Annotated in this window: 19 protein-coding genes; 10 read left to right on the top strand and 9 right to left on the bottom strand. The window is 54.6% G+C overall.

Going from position 1 to position 17171, the window contains the following annotated elements; all coding sequences use genetic code 11:
* Positions 1-12 precede the first annotated feature (12 nt).
* The 3 genes from RHJ80_RS08040 to RHJ80_RS08030 are packed head-to-tail and all read right to left on the bottom strand — an operon-like array spanning position 13 to position 4465.
* Positions 13-1158: a CO2 hydration protein gene (locus RHJ80_RS08040; RefSeq protein WP_206199728.1), complete on the bottom strand. Its 1146-nt coding sequence runs from the start codon at positions 1156-1158 to the stop codon at positions 13-15.
* Positions 1155-2651, bottom strand: a complete 1497-nt coding sequence (locus tag RHJ80_RS08035) for an NADH-quinone oxidoreductase subunit M (RefSeq protein WP_310453654.1) — start codon at positions 2649-2651, stop codon at positions 1155-1157. Before RHJ80_RS08035 ends, RHJ80_RS08040 begins: the two co-directional genes overlap by 4 nt.
* Complete coding sequence (locus RHJ80_RS08030) at positions 2636-4465, bottom strand: NAD(P)H-quinone oxidoreductase subunit F (RefSeq protein WP_302678010.1); 1830 nt, start codon at positions 4463-4465, stop codon at positions 2636-2638. The genes RHJ80_RS08035 and RHJ80_RS08030 overlap by 16 nt, the downstream gene beginning before the upstream one ends.
* Positions 4466-4564: 99 nt before the next feature.
* Here RHJ80_RS08030 and ggt point away from each other — a divergent pair, with 99 nt between their 5' ends.
* Positions 4565-6292 carry a gamma-glutamyltransferase gene (gene ggt / locus RHJ80_RS08025; RefSeq protein WP_310800735.1) on the top strand — a complete coding sequence of 576 codons (1728 nt, stop codon included), beginning with the start codon at positions 4565-4567 and terminating at the stop codon, positions 6290-6292.
* Positions 6293-6301: 9 nt separating this feature from the next.
* Positions 6302-6886: an L-threonylcarbamoyladenylate synthase gene (locus RHJ80_RS08020; RefSeq protein WP_310800734.1), complete on the top strand. Its 585-nt coding sequence runs from the start codon at positions 6302-6304 to the stop codon at positions 6884-6886.
* Here RHJ80_RS08020 and RHJ80_RS08015 read toward each other — a convergent pair.
* From RHJ80_RS08015 to RHJ80_RS08000, 4 genes are all read right to left on the bottom strand, one after another.
* Positions 6883-7068, bottom strand: coding sequence for a hypothetical protein (locus RHJ80_RS08015; RefSeq protein WP_011057956.1), 186 nt, complete (start codon positions 7066-7068; stop codon positions 6883-6885). The genes RHJ80_RS08020 and RHJ80_RS08015 overlap by 4 nt on opposite strands.
* 71 nt (positions 7069-7139) lie before the next feature.
* Entirely contained in the window at positions 7140-7577 is a 438-nt protein-coding gene (locus RHJ80_RS08010; protein WP_310800733.1) for a DUF29 domain-containing protein, read from the bottom strand.
* 16 nt (positions 7578-7593) lie between these two features.
* Positions 7594-8043: a DUF29 domain-containing protein gene (locus RHJ80_RS08005; protein WP_206199723.1), complete on the bottom strand. Its 450-nt coding sequence runs from the start codon at positions 8041-8043 to the stop codon at positions 7594-7596.
* Between the two features lie 52 nt (positions 8044-8095).
* Positions 8096-8899 (bottom strand): inositol monophosphatase family protein, encoded by an 804-nt coding sequence (locus RHJ80_RS08000; protein WP_206199722.1) that lies wholly within the window; start codon positions 8897-8899, stop codon positions 8096-8098.
* 74 nt (positions 8900-8973) lie between these two features.
* On the opposite strand from RHJ80_RS08000, the gene proB reads away from it, so the two are divergent.
* Both proB and RHJ80_RS07990 read left to right on the top strand, forming a co-directional pair.
* Positions 8974-10083 (top strand): glutamate 5-kinase, encoded by a 1110-nt coding sequence (gene proB / locus RHJ80_RS07995; RefSeq protein ID WP_302678007.1) that lies wholly within the window; start codon positions 8974-8976, stop codon positions 10081-10083.
* 166 nt (positions 10084-10249) lie between these two features.
* Positions 10250-11257, top strand: coding sequence for a GntR family transcriptional regulator (locus RHJ80_RS07990; protein ID WP_190278210.1), 1008 nt, complete (start codon positions 10250-10252; stop codon positions 11255-11257).
* Position 11258: 1 nt separating this feature from the next.
* Here the strand turns inward: RHJ80_RS07990 and RHJ80_RS07985 are convergent, their stop codons facing one another.
* Positions 11259-11438 carry a hypothetical protein gene (locus tag RHJ80_RS07985; RefSeq protein ID WP_206199720.1) on the bottom strand — a complete coding sequence of 60 codons (180 nt, stop codon included), beginning with the start codon at positions 11436-11438 and terminating at the stop codon, positions 11259-11261.
* Positions 11439-11849: 411 nt separating this feature from the next.
* Between RHJ80_RS07985 and RHJ80_RS07980 the strand changes: the two genes are divergently transcribed.
* The 6 genes from RHJ80_RS07980 (at position 11850) to RHJ80_RS07955 (ending at position 16637) form a co-directional block, all read left to right on the top strand.
* Positions 11850-12602 carry an RNA methyltransferase gene (locus RHJ80_RS07980; protein ID WP_206199719.1) on the top strand — a complete coding sequence of 251 codons (753 nt, stop codon included), beginning with the start codon at positions 11850-11852 and terminating at the stop codon, positions 12600-12602.
* Between the two features lie 110 nt (positions 12603-12712).
* The gene (locus RHJ80_RS07975) at positions 12713-13660 is read left to right on the top strand and encodes a serine hydrolase (protein WP_310800732.1); all 948 of its coding nucleotides are present in this window, start codon (positions 12713-12715) and stop codon (positions 13658-13660) included.
* Positions 13661-14431 (top strand): ABC transporter ATP-binding protein, encoded by a 771-nt coding sequence (locus RHJ80_RS07970; RefSeq protein WP_310743646.1) that lies wholly within the window; start codon positions 13661-13663, stop codon positions 14429-14431.
* Positions 14424-15278: a DUF6671 family protein gene (locus tag RHJ80_RS07965; RefSeq protein ID WP_310800731.1), complete on the top strand. Its 855-nt coding sequence runs from the start codon at positions 14424-14426 to the stop codon at positions 15276-15278. Before RHJ80_RS07970 ends, RHJ80_RS07965 begins: the two co-directional genes overlap by 8 nt.
* 99 nt (positions 15279-15377) lie before the next feature.
* The gene (locus RHJ80_RS07960) at positions 15378-15698 is read left to right on the top strand and encodes a hypothetical protein (protein WP_310800730.1); all 321 of its coding nucleotides are present in this window, start codon (positions 15378-15380) and stop codon (positions 15696-15698) included.
* A 12-nt stretch (positions 15699-15710) separates the two neighbouring features.
* A complete protein-coding gene (locus RHJ80_RS07955; protein WP_206199714.1) occupies positions 15711-16637 on the top strand; it encodes an NAD(P)H-dependent glycerol-3-phosphate dehydrogenase in 927 nt (308 codons plus the stop codon).
* Here the strand turns inward: RHJ80_RS07955 and RHJ80_RS07950 are convergent.
* Positions 16621-17157 carry a DUF4880 domain-containing protein gene (locus RHJ80_RS07950; protein ID WP_310800729.1) on the bottom strand — a complete coding sequence of 179 codons (537 nt, stop codon included), beginning with the start codon at positions 17155-17157 and terminating at the stop codon, positions 16621-16623. The genes RHJ80_RS07955 and RHJ80_RS07950 overlap by 17 nt on opposite strands.
* Between the last annotated feature and the right edge of the window lie 14 nt (positions 17158-17171).

Here is a 17171-nt window from a genome sequence, read left to right as displayed (position 1 = left end):
CCTGAGCCTTGGTTAGTTGCTCAGTTGCACGTTCCAGAGGCGGGAGGTTTCGAGGCGATCCAGCCACGTTTCGTAGAATGCCCGATTGGCGGCTTGCTCTTGGGGGTCAGTGGTCGTCCAAGGATAGGGGGCAAGGGCAGTGATTGCCGCTGTGGTGACGCAAAACATTGATTTTTGGAAGGTTTGGCAAATTTTCACGCGCAGATCGTCTTCCCCTCGGCCTTGGCGACGATAGAACTCTAAAAGATAGGGAGGGAGATAGTGGCGCATATCCTGCATGAGCAGTGTGGGAGGAATACCAGCCGCACCCGTGGGAATGGGATCCGCAAACAGGGCACCATAACCAAACTCGCTTTGATCGCGGGAAATTTGTTGCGCTTGGGCATTGAAGGAAATGAGGCCAAAGAAGGGGGTACCCCGCAGGAACACCGCTTCGACATAGGGAATGGCGGTGTCGGCTAAAAAGGTAAGACCAGCGCTAGCCGGCAGAATATCGTAAGTTTGGCCGTGAATGGTAACGCTGTAGGTAATGGGGCGATCGGCAGCCGCAATCAGTCCCGCGCGAATATGATCTACGACATCGGGAATGCTGCGAATCTCACCCGCATCGTAGCGATCGCTCAAGGTGAGAAAGATGGGATACATCACCGTCCAAAACTGCCCCAAGCCACTGTAGTAGCAAAGCATCCGCACTGTTTCCAGCAAAAACTCTGGAAAAAGAGCGTTCAGCAGTTGCATTAAGGGATTGCCCCGCAGTTTAGCGGCGATCGCCTTGGCCGCCAATTGCCGAAATTCTGCCGAATCAAGGAAGGCATCAAGACCGCCGCCCCCATGCCACATCATGGCACGCATACAGTATTCGGCGTATTCGTAGTTAATGCGGTCGTGCCACCAGTGGCGCAGCAGCTTGGGAATGGTAATCTCACCGTTGAAGTATTTGAAAAAGGGAAAGAGCACCAGAAACTGCCGCTCACTAATGTCGCAGAGATTTTCCGCGTAGGCCTTGAGCACCACCCCATAGCTTTTGAGGATGCCCACCACTTCCATCACATGGGTTGGCGTATCCGGTAACAGGGCTTGACCATTCAGCAACCGCTCTAGGATGGCGGTACGCAGTTCTTGATGCAGGGAGGTTGGAGCAGCAGTAATCAGGGTCATGGTACGGGCAGCGTAGCAACAGCAGTGGTGAGAAGGCTAACGGTGGTTTCACTCCAATGGATCAGCCAGTTGGGAACAATCCCTAAGATCAAGATTAGCGTGGCTAATAGGAGGCTCGGCAGGCGATCGCCCCACGCCACGGGCGGCAAATCCGTCAATTCATTGGGCAAACGACCAAAAAAGACGCGGTTCACCAGCAAGAGAAAATACACTGCTGTTAAGCCCGTCCCCACCATACACAGGAGTGTTTGCACTGGGAAGGTGAGGAAACTACTGCGGAAGATCAGGAACTCCGCCACAAAGCCCACCATGCCGGGGATACCGCCACTGGCCATGACACCGACAATCATCAGGCTACCAATCAGGGGCAACCCCCGCTCAGGGTTCAGCAATCCCCGCAGTACCTCAATGTTGCGGCTGCCGGTTTTTTCATAGACAACCCCCACCAGTAAAAAGAGGAGGGCGGAAATTAACCCGTGGCTCATCATTTGGGCAATAGCCGCCAAAATACTCAAGGGAGTGGCAGTGGCAGTGGCCAAGAGAACAAACCCCATGTGCCCAATGGAACTGTAGGCCACCATTTTTTTCATATCCGTTTGGGCGATCGCCATTAGGGAACCGTAGAGGACACTGACTACCGCCCAAGTGGCCAACCCCGGCGCCAAAACTTGCCATGCCTGCGGAAATAACTGCACGCCAAAGCGCACTAGCCCATAGGTACCCAATTTCAGGAGTACCCCCGCCAGCAGCACAGAAATCGGCGTGGAGGCTTCAACGTGGGCATCAGGTAGCCACGTATGGAAGGGCACGAGGGGAATCTTGATGCCAAAGCCCACCAAAATCAGCCCCAACAGAACCAGCTGTGAACTCAGGGGTAAGAGGGTGGATAACTGGGGGTCAAAGTCAAAGGAGGGGGCATGGGCTAACCACACCAGTCCCAGAAAGCCAGCCAAGAGCAGCACCCCAGAAATGGCTGTGTAAATTAAAAACTTGGTGGCGGCATAACTGCGCCGTGCCCCACCCCAAATCGCAATCAGAAGGTAGAGGGGAATCAACTCCAATTCATAGAAGAGGAAAAAGAGCAGCAAATTATCGGCCAAAAAAGCGCCACTGACACCCGCATTCAACAGCAGTACCAGCGGGTAATACAACCGCGGACGGGGCAGATTGACAGAAGTGGCCAAGAGGGCAATCAGCGTCAGGAAGTTATTTAAGACCAATAGCGGCAGCGACAGGCCATCCACGCTCAGGCGATAGCTCAAGCCCAGTGGCTCCAACCAAGGAATCACCTCGGTTAATTGCGGTGCTGCATTGGCGGGGTCAAATAGACGGGCGATCGCGAGACTGACGACAAGGGCGATCGCCATCACGACAGCGGCTAAACTGCGGTAGGTGCGTCCCAGACTTTCAGCGGGTAACAGGCTGAGGGCAAGGGCACCGAGTAAGGGCACCCAGAGAAGGAAACTTAACAGCGGCATTACAGTAGTAGCCATGCGATCGCCCCCCCAAGAATTGCCACACCAATAAACACCAGCAGCAAATAGGCTTGGGATTGACCACTGGCACTGTACTTGAGCAACTCACCCCCCACAAGGGATGCCACACCCGTTGTATTCACAATGCGATCGACAATGTGGCGATCCACCCAAGCGCTCAACTGCGAGAGCGATCGCACTGCCCAGACCACGGTATAGCGATAGAGTTCCTCAATGTAAAGATCGTAGGCTAACAGATCCTGCACAAAGCGCAAGGGCACCTTGATCGGACGTGTCCACTGGCGTTTGAGAGTGACAAAGCCCCCAAGGAGAATTCCAGTGAATCCTGACACCACAAGCAGAACCACAATCCACCAATCAATCGTTGTCGGTAACAACTGCACTCGCTGCAAAATGAAGGGCACCAGCAAGTTCAAAATACTCAGGGTGACCATTGGCACTGCTAGCGGCCAAGGCACTTCGGGGGCGCGGCGGGTTTTGGGTTGGGCAGACCCCAAGAAGACCAAGCGAAAGACACGGGTGAGGTTGACAGCCGTTAGGGTATTAACCAGCAAAATCAGCCCCACCAAGCCAAGCTGGGTTTGCCAGTAATAGTCAATGCCGCGATAAAACGACCAAAAGGCACCCAAGGGCAGACAGCCAATTAGGGATAGACCGCCGATCACAAAGGCTGAACTTGTGGCTGGCATCCGTCCGCCTAAGCCCCCCAATTCCGTCAAATCCTGACAGTTAGTGGTCATAATCACACTGCCAATACTCATAAACAGCAGTGCCTTGGCGATCGCGTGGGTGAGCAAGACAAACAGGGCAAAATCTGTCCAGTTGGTGCCGACCCCAATAAACACCAACCCCAGATAGGCGCTCGTCGAGTGGGACAGTGCCCGTTTAATGTCAATCTGGGCAATGGAAACAAGGGATTCACTGATGGCAGTCACCGCCCCAATCAGGATCAGCGCAATGTTTGCCCCCGGGCAGGCCACCAGAATCGGCTGTAGCTTAATGAGAATATAGGCACCCGCCGCCACCACCACTGAGTTGCGCATAATCGAAGCGGGGTTGGGCCCTTCCATCGCTTCATCGAGCCACAGGTGCAAAGGCACTTGAGCACATTTACCCGTGGGACCTGCAATCAAGGCTAAGCCCAGTAAAAAGCCCCAACCGTCTGGTAAATTGGCGTCTTCTGCCCATTGGTAGAGATCGGGAAAATCATAACTCCCCGCAAGGCTGCCGACAGCGACTACCCCCATGAGGAGTAAGATATCCCCCACCCGTTTGGTGAGAAAGGCATCCCGTGCTGCTTTGACCACAAGGGGCTGAGCATACCAGAAGCCAATCAGCAAATAGGTCGAGAGGGTCAGCATCTCCAACAGACCATAGCTGAGGAGCAACGAGTTACTGATCGCAATGCCACTGAGGGCCGCCTCAAAAAAGCCCATCAAGGCAAAGAAGCGGGCCATGCCCCAGTCCTTTTCGAGGTAACCAAGGGCAAAAATCTGCGCCAAGATGCTCAGACCCGTCACCAACTCCATAGCCCCCGTGGTGACACTGTTGATGAGCAATGAAAACGAGAGATCGAGTCCCGGTGCCTGTAGCCAATGCCAAACAATCGTTGCGGTGGCGCCACTGCGAGTTTGTTGCAATAGGAAAAAGCCATGCACAAAAGCAACAATCGTCATCAGCAGATTGAAATAGGCTGCGGGTCGAGGCCCGGTGCGCCGCACAACACCGGTGGCCCAAGGCAACGTCAGGGCTGCACCCACTAAGCCATAACAGGGTACCCACCAACTGGTTTCTAACAGTGAATTTGGCATGGCAAAAATGAACCTTGGCGGTTGAGGACGTTTGCAATACTGCTCTCTTCGTGTATTTTACAGGCTGGGGTTCCGCAGCAGTTTTGAGCCAAATCAATCATGGGGCAAGGATTCACTCTAGGGAAGGTTGAGCAATGGGGGCGATCGCCCTTCCTCGCTATTGTCCTAGCGGTAACATTTTTTGCCGCCCCACCCGCCCCAGCTCAAACGATTAGCCAGCGGGGAATGGTGACAGCAGCTCAACTCGCAGCAGCAAAAGTAGGAAGAGACATCCTCAAGGCAGGGGGCAATGCCGTGGATGCAGCCGTGGCAACCGCATTCATGATCGCCGTCGTTGAACCCTATGCCGCTGGGATTGGTGGCGGTGGCTTTGCCCTTGTGTATCACGCCCAATCTCAAACCCTGCGTGCCCTTGATTTTCGGGAGCGTGCCCCCCTGCAAGCGACACCAACGATGTATCTCAACGCGAAGGGAGAGGTGATTCCCCGCGCCAGTTTGGATGGAGTCTTGGCCGCAGGCACCCCCGGCACCGTTGCTGGCTTAGCCGCTTTGCACCAGCACTATGGTCAACTGCCTTGGTCGCAGGTGGTGGCACCCGCCATTCAGGCTGCCCAACAGGGGTTTGCGGTTACCCCACGTTATCAGCAGTGGGCAACGATGTGCCAAGCCGTTCTGCAGCACGATGCTACCGCCGCGCGCATTTTCCTCAGGGATGGCCAAGTTCCCCCCTTGGGCACGGTGATTCAACAGCTAGAGTTAGCAAAAACCTTGGGGGCGATCGCCCGTGATCCCCGCAGCTTTTATGAGGGTTGGATTGCCAGAGCGATTGCCGAGTTTATGGCACAGCAAGGGGGCAAGATCACCCTAGAGGATTTACGAACCTATACCCCCGTTTGGCGAGAGCCAATTTGTGGCACCTATCGTGCGTTTCAGATCTGTTCGATGCCACCCCCCTCTGCTGGTGGTGTGGCCCTTGTGCAAATGCTCAACCTCTGGCAACTGTTGCCCCCTGCTTCTACCCCCAGCGATCGCGGTCACTACCTAGCCAGCATCATGCAAATTGCCTACGCCGATCGCGCCCGTTACCTCGGGGACAGTGACTTTGTGCCGGTGCCGGTCACGGCCCTCACCCATCCTCGCTATGCCCAACAGCGGGTCACTGAAATTCTTCCCCGTCGTGCCCGTCCCCAACGTGCTGTGAGTGCCGCAACCCCAATTCAACTTGCAGAGTCAGACAACACCAGTCACCTGAATGTTGTCGATGCCCAAAGAAATGCCGTTAGCCTAACCTTTACGATCAATGGTCCCTTTGGGGCGGGTGTGGTGGTGCCGCAAACGGGGATTCTCCTCAACAATGAAATGGATGATTTTGCCATTGCCCCCAATCAACCCAACCTCTTTGGTGTGGTTGGTATTCAATCAGAAAACGCCCCCCTTGCCAATGGCATCGAACCCGGCAAGCGTCCCCTTTCGAGCATGAGTCCAACAATTGTCCTCAAGGATAATCGCCCCAATATGGTTTTAGGCTCCCCCGGCGGCAGTCGCATTATTACCACCGTGCTGCAACTGTTTCTGAACGTCGTTGATTTAGGGCAGGATGCCGCCACCGCCGTTGCCCGTCCCCGCATTCATCAGCAGTGGGCACCGGATACCCTCTTTGTCGAGCCAACGATTCCAAGTTCTTGGATTCAAGCGTGGCAACAGTGGGGCTATCGGGTAGAACAAAGCCGCCCTTGGGGAAATGCCAGCTTAATTCGCGTTTTGGATCAGGGACAATTGGAAGGGGCAGCCGATCCGCGGGGGGAAGGTGCTGCCATGGGTTGGTAGAGGAGAAATATGGCACAGGTGAGTATGGCCGCCTTAGTCGCCGCAGTGCGAGCGGGCAATTGGTTGATTAGTTTTCCCACCGATACGGTGCCCGCCTTGGCCAGTCGGTGCGATCGCGGGGAATTGATCTATGCTGCCAAGGAGCGCCAACCGGCTAAACCCTTGATCCTCATGGGCGCCAATCCTGAGCAACTCTGGCCCTTTGTGCGCGGTAGTGCTGCTGAATGGGAGCAGTGGTCTGCCATGGCGGCGCGTTATTGGCCGGGAGCCGTGACCTTGGTGTTGCCCGCTGCTGAACTTCCTGCAGGTTTGAACCCCCTAGGTACAGGCACAATTGGCTTGCGGGTTCCCGATTGGCCGCCTGCCCAAGCCCTCCTCGAGCAAACAGGACCATTGGCCACCACCAGTATTAACCGTTCAGGTCAGCCGCCACTCATTGAATGGGGGGCGATCGCCCGTGAGTTTCCCCAAGTGCTGACGCTCCACCCGTGGCAGTTACCCCCTACCCCCCCAGAACCTTCAACCGTCGTGCAATGGCAATCGGGGGAATGGCACGTCCTGCGCCAAGGGCGAGTGCAGATGAAAACACCCTAATACTGGGAATCAATTTCCCCAGAGGCGACCCGTTCGAGGAGTTCCTGTAAAATTTTTTCCTCTTCTTCGGAAATTTGGCCATCGGAAAGCACTGCGTCAATAATTTGGCCATGCTCTTCGAGGGTAAGAATTTTATCTTCTAGGGCTTTTTCCACTAGAGCTTTAATTTGGGCTGTATCCATACTGCGACTCCACGTCGTCACTGCCAGTATAGCCTTGATGCCATGAGTATGCTTCAGAACGCTGAAGTTTTTTACTTCGTGGCAGGAAAGTCGGGATCAAAGAGTTGCCCCAGTGTATAGGGGCAGGTTTCAGGGAGATCTGAGTAGTCCAAGGGGGTTTCACGCACCACTAAATCTTTGCCAGATTCATAGGCCTCAGCAATCGCCTGGGGTAAGTAGGGTTCCAGGCTGGGGTTTTGATGGATCAGTCTCTGCACAGCTCGCCGTTGTTCGCGAATGGCTGCTCGCCAGCTTTTACTGCGTTTTTGTGGCTGATAGTCCCACTTCAGGAGATGTCCAATGAGAATCCCGAGGCGATTTTCTAGCTCCCGACGCTCCTGCCGTCCCAAGGCTTCGATTTCCTCTACTAGGTGGGCAATATCAAGGTGGGCAAAGTCGCCTGCCTTGAGCAACTTCGCCTGCTCTAGGGTCCAGGCATAAAAGTCCGTGTCATACAGAGGAGAGGTCATGGCCTTTGATGGTGAACTATTCCGTGGGATACAAATCTCGCGGGAAGTCTGGGTCGAGCAATTGTTCTAGGGTATAGGGACAGGTTGGGGGTAAATCTGGATAGTCTAGGGGCGTTTCCAAGCACACTAAGTCTAGTCCTGCCAAATAGGCTTTGGCGATCGCCTTCGTTAGATAAGACTGAAGGCTAGGATTTTCTTCCAATAAATCCTTAATCTCGCGTCGTTGCATCTGAATCGTGACTCGCCAACTTTTACTGCGTCTTTCTGGCTGATACTCCCACTTCAGCAAATGCCCAATCAAAACACCGAGGCGGTTTTTTAGTTCTTGCCGCTCCTGCCGTCCCGAGGCTTCGATTTCCTCTACTAGGTGGGCAATATCAAGATGGCCAAAGTCGCCTCCCTTGAGCAACTTCGCCTGCTCTAGGGTCCAAGCATAAAAGTCGCTTTCATAAAGATTGCTTTGCATGATTTTTGATGAGCTGATCCCCTCAAGCTGCATTTTAGATAATGTACGCATTTTAGATAATGTACGCTGCAAAAAATTGCCCCAAGCTGGGACTGGCACTCACCAGTGTATGAAAGATACGACTCCCGGCTTCCTGCCCCGGCTGAATGGGAAACATTCTCTGCCACGGTTCTGGCGGGTCTAACCATTGCCAGTGGGCACCAGCGGCATGGACAATTGGCCAAGCGGGGGCAACATCCCAAATGCGAGGTGTGCGCTCCACAGCACCGAGCGTATAACCCGCAGCAACGGTCAGCAAGTTGTAACTGGCGGATCCCAACATGCGAATTTTGCAGGGGAAGGAGCGCTTGAGCACATCAGTACTGCGGGCACAAAGACTAAAAAACGTCTGCAACGTTGGCTCACTGACCTTGACGCGAATGGGTTTCTCATTCAAATAGGCACCGTTGGCATGGTCAGGGGCTTGATAGAAGCCATAAAACGTCTGCTGCAAGCCGGGAACGTGCACATAGCCAAATACGGGTGTGCCTTGGTAGAGCAGACTGAGGGCAATACACCAAATGGGCAGACCATGACTATAGTTAGTCGTGCCATCAATCGGATCAATGATCCAACACCACTGTTCACCACCGTAGGTATGGTTGCCCTCTTCACTCAGGCAGCCATGGTGGGGAAAGCGCTCTTGCAGCATCGCGGTGATTTTCTGATCGGCCCAAAGGTCGGCGCGGGTAACAAGGCTGCCATCGGCTTTGCGATCGCTGGGGGATTGCCCTGCCCACTCCAGCAAACGGGGGGCAACCACCTGTTGAATCTGTTGACAGGTTTGCAGCACCTCAGACCAAAACCCTGAGTTCATTGGCTGTCTCCCACCGCGATACAATGAGCACGTCTGATCCTATACCCACTGGTCAATATCCGTCCCGACTCCCCATGGCACAAACACTGGTCGTCAAAATTGGCACATCGAGCTTAACGGGGGGTAAAGAAGGAAATCTAGCCTTGGCCACCATTGCCCAACTGGTGGAGGTCTTGTGTCACTGTCAACGGCGGGGCGATCGCGTGGTACTCGTCTCCTCTGGGGCGGTGGGCGTGGGTGCTGTGCGCTTGGGCTTAACAGAGCGTCCCCAACAATTAGCCCAAAAACAAGCAGTGGCAGCAGTGGGGCAGGGACACCTAATGCGCATGTACGATGATCTTTTTTCAGTCCTGCGCCAGCCGATTGCCCAAATCCTCGTGACGCGGCAAAATTTTGTCGATCGCCAGAGCTACCTGAATATCTACAACACGTTCCAAGCGCTGTTTGAACTGGGCGTCATCCCCATTGTCAATGAAAACGATACGGTAGCGGTGGATGAACTCAAGTTTGGCGACAATGATACCCTCTCAGCCCTTGTGGCGAGCCTTGTGGAAGCCGATTGGTTATTTTTGCTCACGGATGTCGATCGCCTCTACTCAGCGGACCCGCGCATTGATAAAACAGCCGTTCCCATTGAGCGGGTGGTCTCCTTAGCCGAGTTAGCCCAAACGATTCAAATTGGTGCTGCTGGCTCCCCTTGGGGCACCGGGGGCATGGCCACCAAAATTCAGGCTGCCGAGATTGCCACCGAAGCCGGCGTACGCACTGTCATTACCGATGGGCGATCGCCCACCAACCTCCTAAAAATTCTTGCGGGTGAGCCCTTGGGCACCCACTTTGAACCCCGTCCCAAAACCATCAATGCCCGCAAACGCTGGATTGCCCGTGCCCTCATTCCCAAAGGCGAGTTGTGGCTCGATGAGGGTGCCGTTAAGGCCATTACTGTGGGGGGCAAGTCCCTCTTAGCAGCAGGCATCACCCGTGTTGCAGGGGAGTTTCAAGCCCAAGATGCTGTTAAGCTCTGTGACCCCGCAGGCACTGAAATTGCCCGTGGCCTTGTCAACTACAACAGTGAAGAAATCCGGCGTGTGCAGGGGCAACAGTCCAGCGAACTAGCCAAGATCCTCGGCTATGCCGCTGCCGATACGATTGTCCACCGCGACAACTTGGTGGTGACCCTGTAACCGTGCTTTATCGCCCCAAAAAAAACGATCGGTAGCAAGTGCGGTAAAATTACTCACTAACTGTGACGGTTTATGCAGCGATTGGGGGTAGGTTTTGCATCTGGCATAGTCACACCAAGGAGGGCGTATCCCTCTAGGACAGTACCTGATGGGCGAAAGGACACGTATGGTTCAATTCCACATCCAACCAGATAGCGAAATTCCTGCTTCAACTCAGCTCTTTAACCAAATTAGTTTTGCGATCGCTGCACGGCAATTTCCGCCGGGGTATCGCTTGCCCAGTACGCGGCAGCTCGCCATGCAAACTGGATTGCACCGCAACACGATCAGCAAAGTTTACGAACGCCTTGAAGCTGCTGGTTTAGTCGTGCCCCAAGTGGGGTCGGGCATCTATGTGCGTGCCCTCGGCCAAGAGGAAACCCGTCCTCGCCAACGCCGACCCGCTGTTGTGCCTGTACACCGCATTGTTCAAGAAAGTGTCGATACCCTCCTCGAAATGGGCTATTCCCTGAGTCAAATTCGCGAGTTATTCCTTGCCGAGATTGATGCCCGCCAGAAAGCCGGAGTGAGGGTTTTGGTGACGGTGCCCCGCCACGATCAAGGGGCTGGCGAACTGATTGTTCAGGAACTGCAACAACTGCTGCCAATTCCCGTCGAGCTGATTTTTCTTGAAGACTTAGAAACCGTCCTTGATGGCGATACCTCTGCAACTGTCGTTACCGTGCGCTATTTTGCCAGCATGACGGAAGCGATTACCCGCGATAAGGACGTGCGAGTATTTTTCATCGACATCTACAACTACCAGCGGGAACTGGAAGTGGTGCGACAATTGCCAAAAGGCTCCTGCTTGGGGTTGGTGAGCCTGAGTTCCGGTACCCTCGGTGTGGCCGAGGTGATGATCCACAGTTTGCGAGGGGATGAGCTACTCTTGGTGACGGCTCAAGCCAACGATAGCTATAAGCTCAATGCCTTGGTGCACCGTGCCCACACGATCATTAGCGATCGCGCCAGTGGGGAACGGGTCAAAGCAGCTATTGCGGCGGCCCGTCATGAGTTGATTCGCATCCCCCGTCTCATTTGCTGCGAAAGCTACATTGATCCACAGTCGGTTGAGCTGCTGAAACGGGAAATTGGTCTGACGGAGGATCTCCCCCTCGAAGCTAAAGCCTCTTGACTCAGGGATTGAGGTCATTCAGGCTATGGGACAATTGCACGGTGATTGCCTGATTTTTTGCTTGATTGTGCATTGCATCCAGTTGTAGGTTCGTAAGATAACCTAAGCCAGCGGCTAGACCACAGTACAGGATGCCGACGGCACTGAGTTTTGGCCAATGCAAGCTCATAAAACGCCACATGAGTTAACTCCTCATTGACAGAACCACACCACATAAGTCAAGACCCCCTGCTGCCAGCCCAAAACCCAGCCCTCTTCACAGGGATGGAACACAGTTGAAACGGTGAAAGTCTCTATAGGAGAGAAGCCCCCTTTGTGTCCCCCATGTTTTAGAACAGAGCTGTACCTAGGAAATCTCTGGAGAACTTCCTAAGCAAGGGAACGCGGTTTGCGAGTAGGGGTCACACCTAAAAAGTTATTTCCAATTTTACTGATTGCGCTAAGAACCGTACTCAGCGTGTTACAGTTATTAAATTTTATGAAATATGCAGCAAAGTCCTGAATTGGTAAGGACTTGAGAAAGATTAAAGAAGTCTTCTAAAATCATCTAGAAAATGTTAATTATTTTTTTATTTTGGCTCAGCCAGCAAGCGTGGATACCCTGCCTTCGGTACGCATTGTGCTCGTTGAACCCCAAGGGGAGATCAATGTCGGCAGCATTGCCCGTGTGATGAAAAATATGGGGTTACAGCAGTTGTGGATTGTCAGTCCCCGCTGTGATCCCAAGGGAGAGCTAGCCCGTCGCTGGGCGGTTCATGCAGAGGATGTGCTCCAGCAAGCCAGAATGACGGACTCCCTCGCAACGGCACTGGCGGATTGTCAGCGGGTCTTTGCCACGGTGGGGCGAGAGGTGGCGGATTTGGCGTTACCTCTGTGGACACCGCGTCAGGCGGCACCGCAACTGTTGGCTGTCCCGCAGTCGGCACTGGTCTTTGGTCGCGAGGATCGGGGACTCACGAATGCAGAATTGGAGTGTGCCCATGGTTTGGTGCAGATTCCTACGGCTAATGCTTATCCATCTTTGAATCTGGCGCAAGCTGTTGCCGTATGCTGCTATGAGTTGTGGTTGACGGCCTGCGACAGTGCGGGAACTTTTCCCCAAGGGTCTGCCGTCCCCTTTGAGCGGTTGCAGGGGTTTTATGACCATTTAGAGCAGGTGCTGCTCCAGATTGGTTTTTTGTATCCCCATACCGCTGCTAGTCGTATGGCCAAGGTGCGATCGCTCCTCGGGCGTGCCTACCCCACGGATGCCGAAGTGGCGCTGTTGCGGGGCATGGTTCGTCAGGTGGAGTGGGCGATTCAGCACGCAGCCACGATTGCTTCGGACACCTTCCCTCTACAGTAAATGGCATGGTTGCTCAGTCGCGTTCAATGGTTCCGTCCTCTACGCTTTCCTCACTGTCTCATCCAGCACTGCTTCCTAGCCCAACGCCTCCCCGTCCCAATTTGTTCTTAATGACTTTTCGCTTTGGTGTCAGTGTGGTTGCCCTTGCCACCATAGTCGGCACACTGCTGTCGGTGTTGCAGCCTGAAAAACTGTCCCTAGAGACCACGGCCAGTCAGGCGATCGCTCCTGAAACACCAACCCCCAACTTGCCCCCAGAACGTCCCCTCCCCACTCTGCAACAGCAAATTCAACAACTGGTGAGCCGTCAACCCAATCTGACGGCGGGGCTGTACTTTTTTAACCTCGACTCCGGGGCATCTCTGAATGTAGGCGGCGATGCGGTCTTTCCAGCGGCCTCTACGATTAAATTTCCCATCCTTGTTGCCTTTTTCAAGGCGGTGGATGAGGGACGAGTCACGCTCCATGAACGCCTCACCATGCGTCCGGATCTGATTGCCCCTGAGGCCGGTACGCTGCAGTATCAAAAGCCCAATTCCCAGTATCCTGCCCTTGAGGTGGCTGACTTGATGATTACCATCAGTGACAATACAGCAACCAATATGATCATTGATCGCCTTGGGGGCGCAGCCGTGCTCAACCAACAGTTTCAGGAATGGGGCTTAGAAAATACAGTGATCAACAATCTGCTACCGGATATGAAGGGCACCAACACCACTAGCCCCCGCGACTTGGCAACGCTGATGCTGAAAATTGGTCAGGGGGAAATTGTCTCCCTCCGTAGTCGCGATCGCCTGCTGGACATTATGCGGCGCACGGTCACTAATACCCTCTTGCCCGCTGGCCTTGGCAAAGGGGCTACGATTGCCCACAAAACTGGCGATATTGGTATTGTGGTGGGAGATGCGGGCATGGTGGATATGCCCAATGGCCAACGCTATGTGGCAGCAATGATGGTGAAACGCCCCTACAATGATCCCCGAGGTAGTGAACTCATTCGCCAAGTCTCGCGCATGGCCTACCAAGCCTTCGAGAAACTTCCCCCTTCTCAGCCCTAGATGTCGCAGCCACTCCTGACCTTAGAGAATGTGTGCCGCTACTTTGGCGGCCTCAAGGCGGTTGATTGCGTGTCCTTTAGCGTGGCAACGGGGGAGATTTTTGGCATTATTGGCCCCAATGGCGCTGGTAAAACCACCCTTTTTAACCTGCTGACGGGGTTAATTCCTCTCACCTCAGGAGAAATTCAGTTTCAGCAGCAGCCCCTGCACCTGCTTAAGCCCCACCAGATTGCTGGGTTGGGCATTGCTCGCACCTTTCAAAATATTCGCCTCTTTCCAGAGATGAGTGTTTGGGAGAATGTGCGCATGGGACAGCATCTCCATGCCCCTGCCGGTTTTTGGGCAAACCTCTGGGGAGCAGCGCCTGTACGGTATGTTCAGGAGCGCTTGGAAAACCGCGCCAAGGAACTCCTCTACTGGGTGAATCTCTATGAGCGGCGCCACGAGCGGGCAGGCAACTTACCCTATGGTGAACAACGCCGCCTTGAACTGGCGCGTGCCTTGGCACTGCAACCCCGCCTGCTCTTGTTAGATGAACCGGCTGCGGGTATGAACCCCAAGGAAAAGCAAGACCTCTGTGAGTTAATTCGCCGCCTCAAGGAGACCTTTGACCTGACGGTGATTCTCATTGAGCACCATGTGCCCTTGGTGATGAGTTTGTGCGATCGCTTGGCAGTATTGGACTTTGGTCAACTCATTGCTTTAGGGGATCCCCTGACGGTTAAAAATGATCCCAAGGTGATTGAGGCATACCTCGGCGGTGATGTTTAAGGCGACGGATTCCTATTTCCAAGGACGAACAGCTATTCTTGCCACCAAGCATGGCAAAGAGCAGGCGATCGCCCCGGTGCTGGCGCGTCTAGGGGTAACGGTGGTTGTGGCCTCGGATTTTGATAGCGATCGCTTTGGGACGTTTAGCCGTGAAATTCCCCGCTGTGGCACCCAAGAGGAGGCAGCTCTCGCCAAGGCAGAAGCGGTGCTGACACAAACGGAGGCAGACTTAGTGGTTGCCAGTGAGGGGAGCTTTGGCCCTCATCCGCAATTTCCGATGCTTCCGAGCGATCGCGAACTCATCCTGCTTGTGGATCGCCGCCATGACCTTGTCTTGCGGGGGGAGGTGCTCTCCCTAGAAACCAACTTTAACCATGCCACCGTGAGTCATCTTGAAGAGGCCTTGGCCTTTGGCGCACGGGTGGGCTTTCCATCCCATGGTTTGATTGCGATGGCGCAGGCGGATCCTCTACCCAATACGCCAATTTTCAAAGGGATTCAAAGCGAGGAACAGTTGCAAAGGGCGATCGCTAGCCTGCAAACCGATTGCCCCACCATTCACCTTGAAACCGATATGCGGGCCCACATGAACCCGACGCGCATGCAGGTGATTGCTCAAGCGGCTGCTGACCTCGTTCAAGCAATGGCTCAGGGCTGTCCTCAGTGTGGTTGGCCGGGGTTTGTGGCTCGTGAGAAACTGCCGGGGCTACCCTGTGAACGGTGTGGCGCACCCACCAGCGCCATCAAAGCCAGCCGTTACCGCTGTCAACGCTGTTTGCACCAACTCACAGTGCCAGTTCCTGAAGCCGTTGCCGATCCCAGTCAATGCTACTTCTGCAACCCCTAGGCAAGGACAAAGACTTGGTATAATCCCTTGTACAGCCCTCGGCACCGATTAAGCCATCCTATCGTCTGCATTCCTAGCGCATGTTTTGAGGAGTGACCCATGACACCTCGCTATCTCACCAGTCTTGCCCTTGCTGCACTCACTCTCAATCTCGGGGGTATGGCGCTTGCCCAGACTGCAAACACGAATAACCCAATGGAAGGCTGGCAACAAAACGGCAATGCCAATGATTTGGGAAGCATTCTTAATCCCCAGAATGGCAACTTTTCCGTGCCCGGACTGATGAATCGCCTGCGTTTGATGGATGGTCGCGATCCCAACGAAGTAGTGGCGGATCAAATGGAAAATCTTAATGCTGAAGCAGAGGCCTTTCGCAAACGACAGCAGCAACAATTTCAAAATCTAACGGTTACGCCCTAGGACGGGGATGGTATGTCCCCAAGGGTATTGATTTTGGGCTTAGGTCATTGGGGACAAACACTGGCATACCTATTTGAGCAACAGGGCTGCAGGGTCTCCTGCTGGGGGCGATCGCAGGGGGCACTCTCGGCTGCTCTTTTCCAAGAGATTCACTTATTGGTTTCGGCTCTCCCCATCAAAGCGGTACGGGAAGTCGCTGCCCAAGTGGCCGCCCTCAAGCCCCCCCTAGACACCATCCTTGTCAGTGCCACCAAGGGTTTAGAAGCAGAAACCTTTGCCACAGCAGCGGATATTTGGCAAACCTACTGCCCGCATCACGATCTCGTCGTTCTTTCTGGCCCCAACTTGGCCGGTGAAATTCAACAGGGACTACCGGCAGCGGCAGTGGTGGGGGGAAAGCCAGCAGCCACCAAGCCAGTGCAAGACTGTTTGGGCAGTACCACCTTTCGCCTCTATAGCAATGAGGATCGGCGGGGTGTGGAAATGGGGGGCATCTTCAAAAATGTGATTGCGATCGCCTGTGGCGTCAATGATGGTCTGGGTCTTGGCGTCAATGCCCGCTCTGCCCTGATTACCCGAGGACTGGTGGAAATGGTGCGGGTGGGTACCCACTGGGGCGGACAAGTGGAAACCTTCTACGGCCTTTCAGGGTTAGGGGATCTCCTCGCCACCTGTACCAGCGCCCTGAGTCGCAACTATCAAGTGGGGTGGCATCTTGCCCAGGGTCAATCCCTCTCCCAAGCCCTAGCGCTGACCAAGGGGACGGCTGAAGGGGTGAACACTGCTCGCGTGCTCTGCACCTATGCCCAGCAGCACCAGTTAGATATCCCGATTACGGCGATGGTGAATGCCGTTCTTAGTGGCCATCTCACTCCCCAAGCTGCCCTCAACTGTCTTTTGGAGCGTCCCTTCAAGCCGGAGATTATTCCTGGTCAGTAGCTTCAGTCCTTGGCTGTGAACTTGCCCAAGGTGCCGGCAGCGCCGCAGGAGCCGTTTCACTGACGGGAATGGCCACAGGGGGACGGTCAAGACTGAGCATCAAACCAACTGCCGTTGGCTCAATCGGTAGAGGAGATACCGCTGGCTCAATGCCGGCAGGACTGGTGATAGCCACAGGCAGACTGGAGAAGGGATTGGGAATTAGACCCGTCAGCATTGCCACGAAGGATGCCGCTAGGGTTGCTCCCGCACTCCCTAAGACCCAAATACGACGGGGGCGATGGGCCTTAGCAATCACTTCAGCGGCCAAATGATCCGCTGGACAGGGGGTCAGGGGTACGGGCAGTTCTTGCATCTGTTGCTTGAGGGTCAGGAGTCGCTGATAGAGGCGTTGGCCTTCGGGGTCAGTGGCCAGCCATGCTTCCACCTGTTGCCGTTCTGCAGCCGTCACTTCACCATCGAGGTAGGCGCTCAGGAGTTCAAAGGTATCGCGTTTGCAGTGATCCAGTTCGTCCATCATAGGGGTCTGTCCTT

Origin of the sequence: Thermosynechococcus sp. QS41 (genome assembly GCF_031583515.1) — a bacterium.
GTDB lineage: Bacteria > Cyanobacteriota > Cyanobacteriia > Thermosynechococcales > Thermosynechococcaceae > Thermosynechococcus.
Note: the sequence above shows the minus strand (reverse complement) of the source record. Positions and strands in the feature narration are given on the sequence as shown.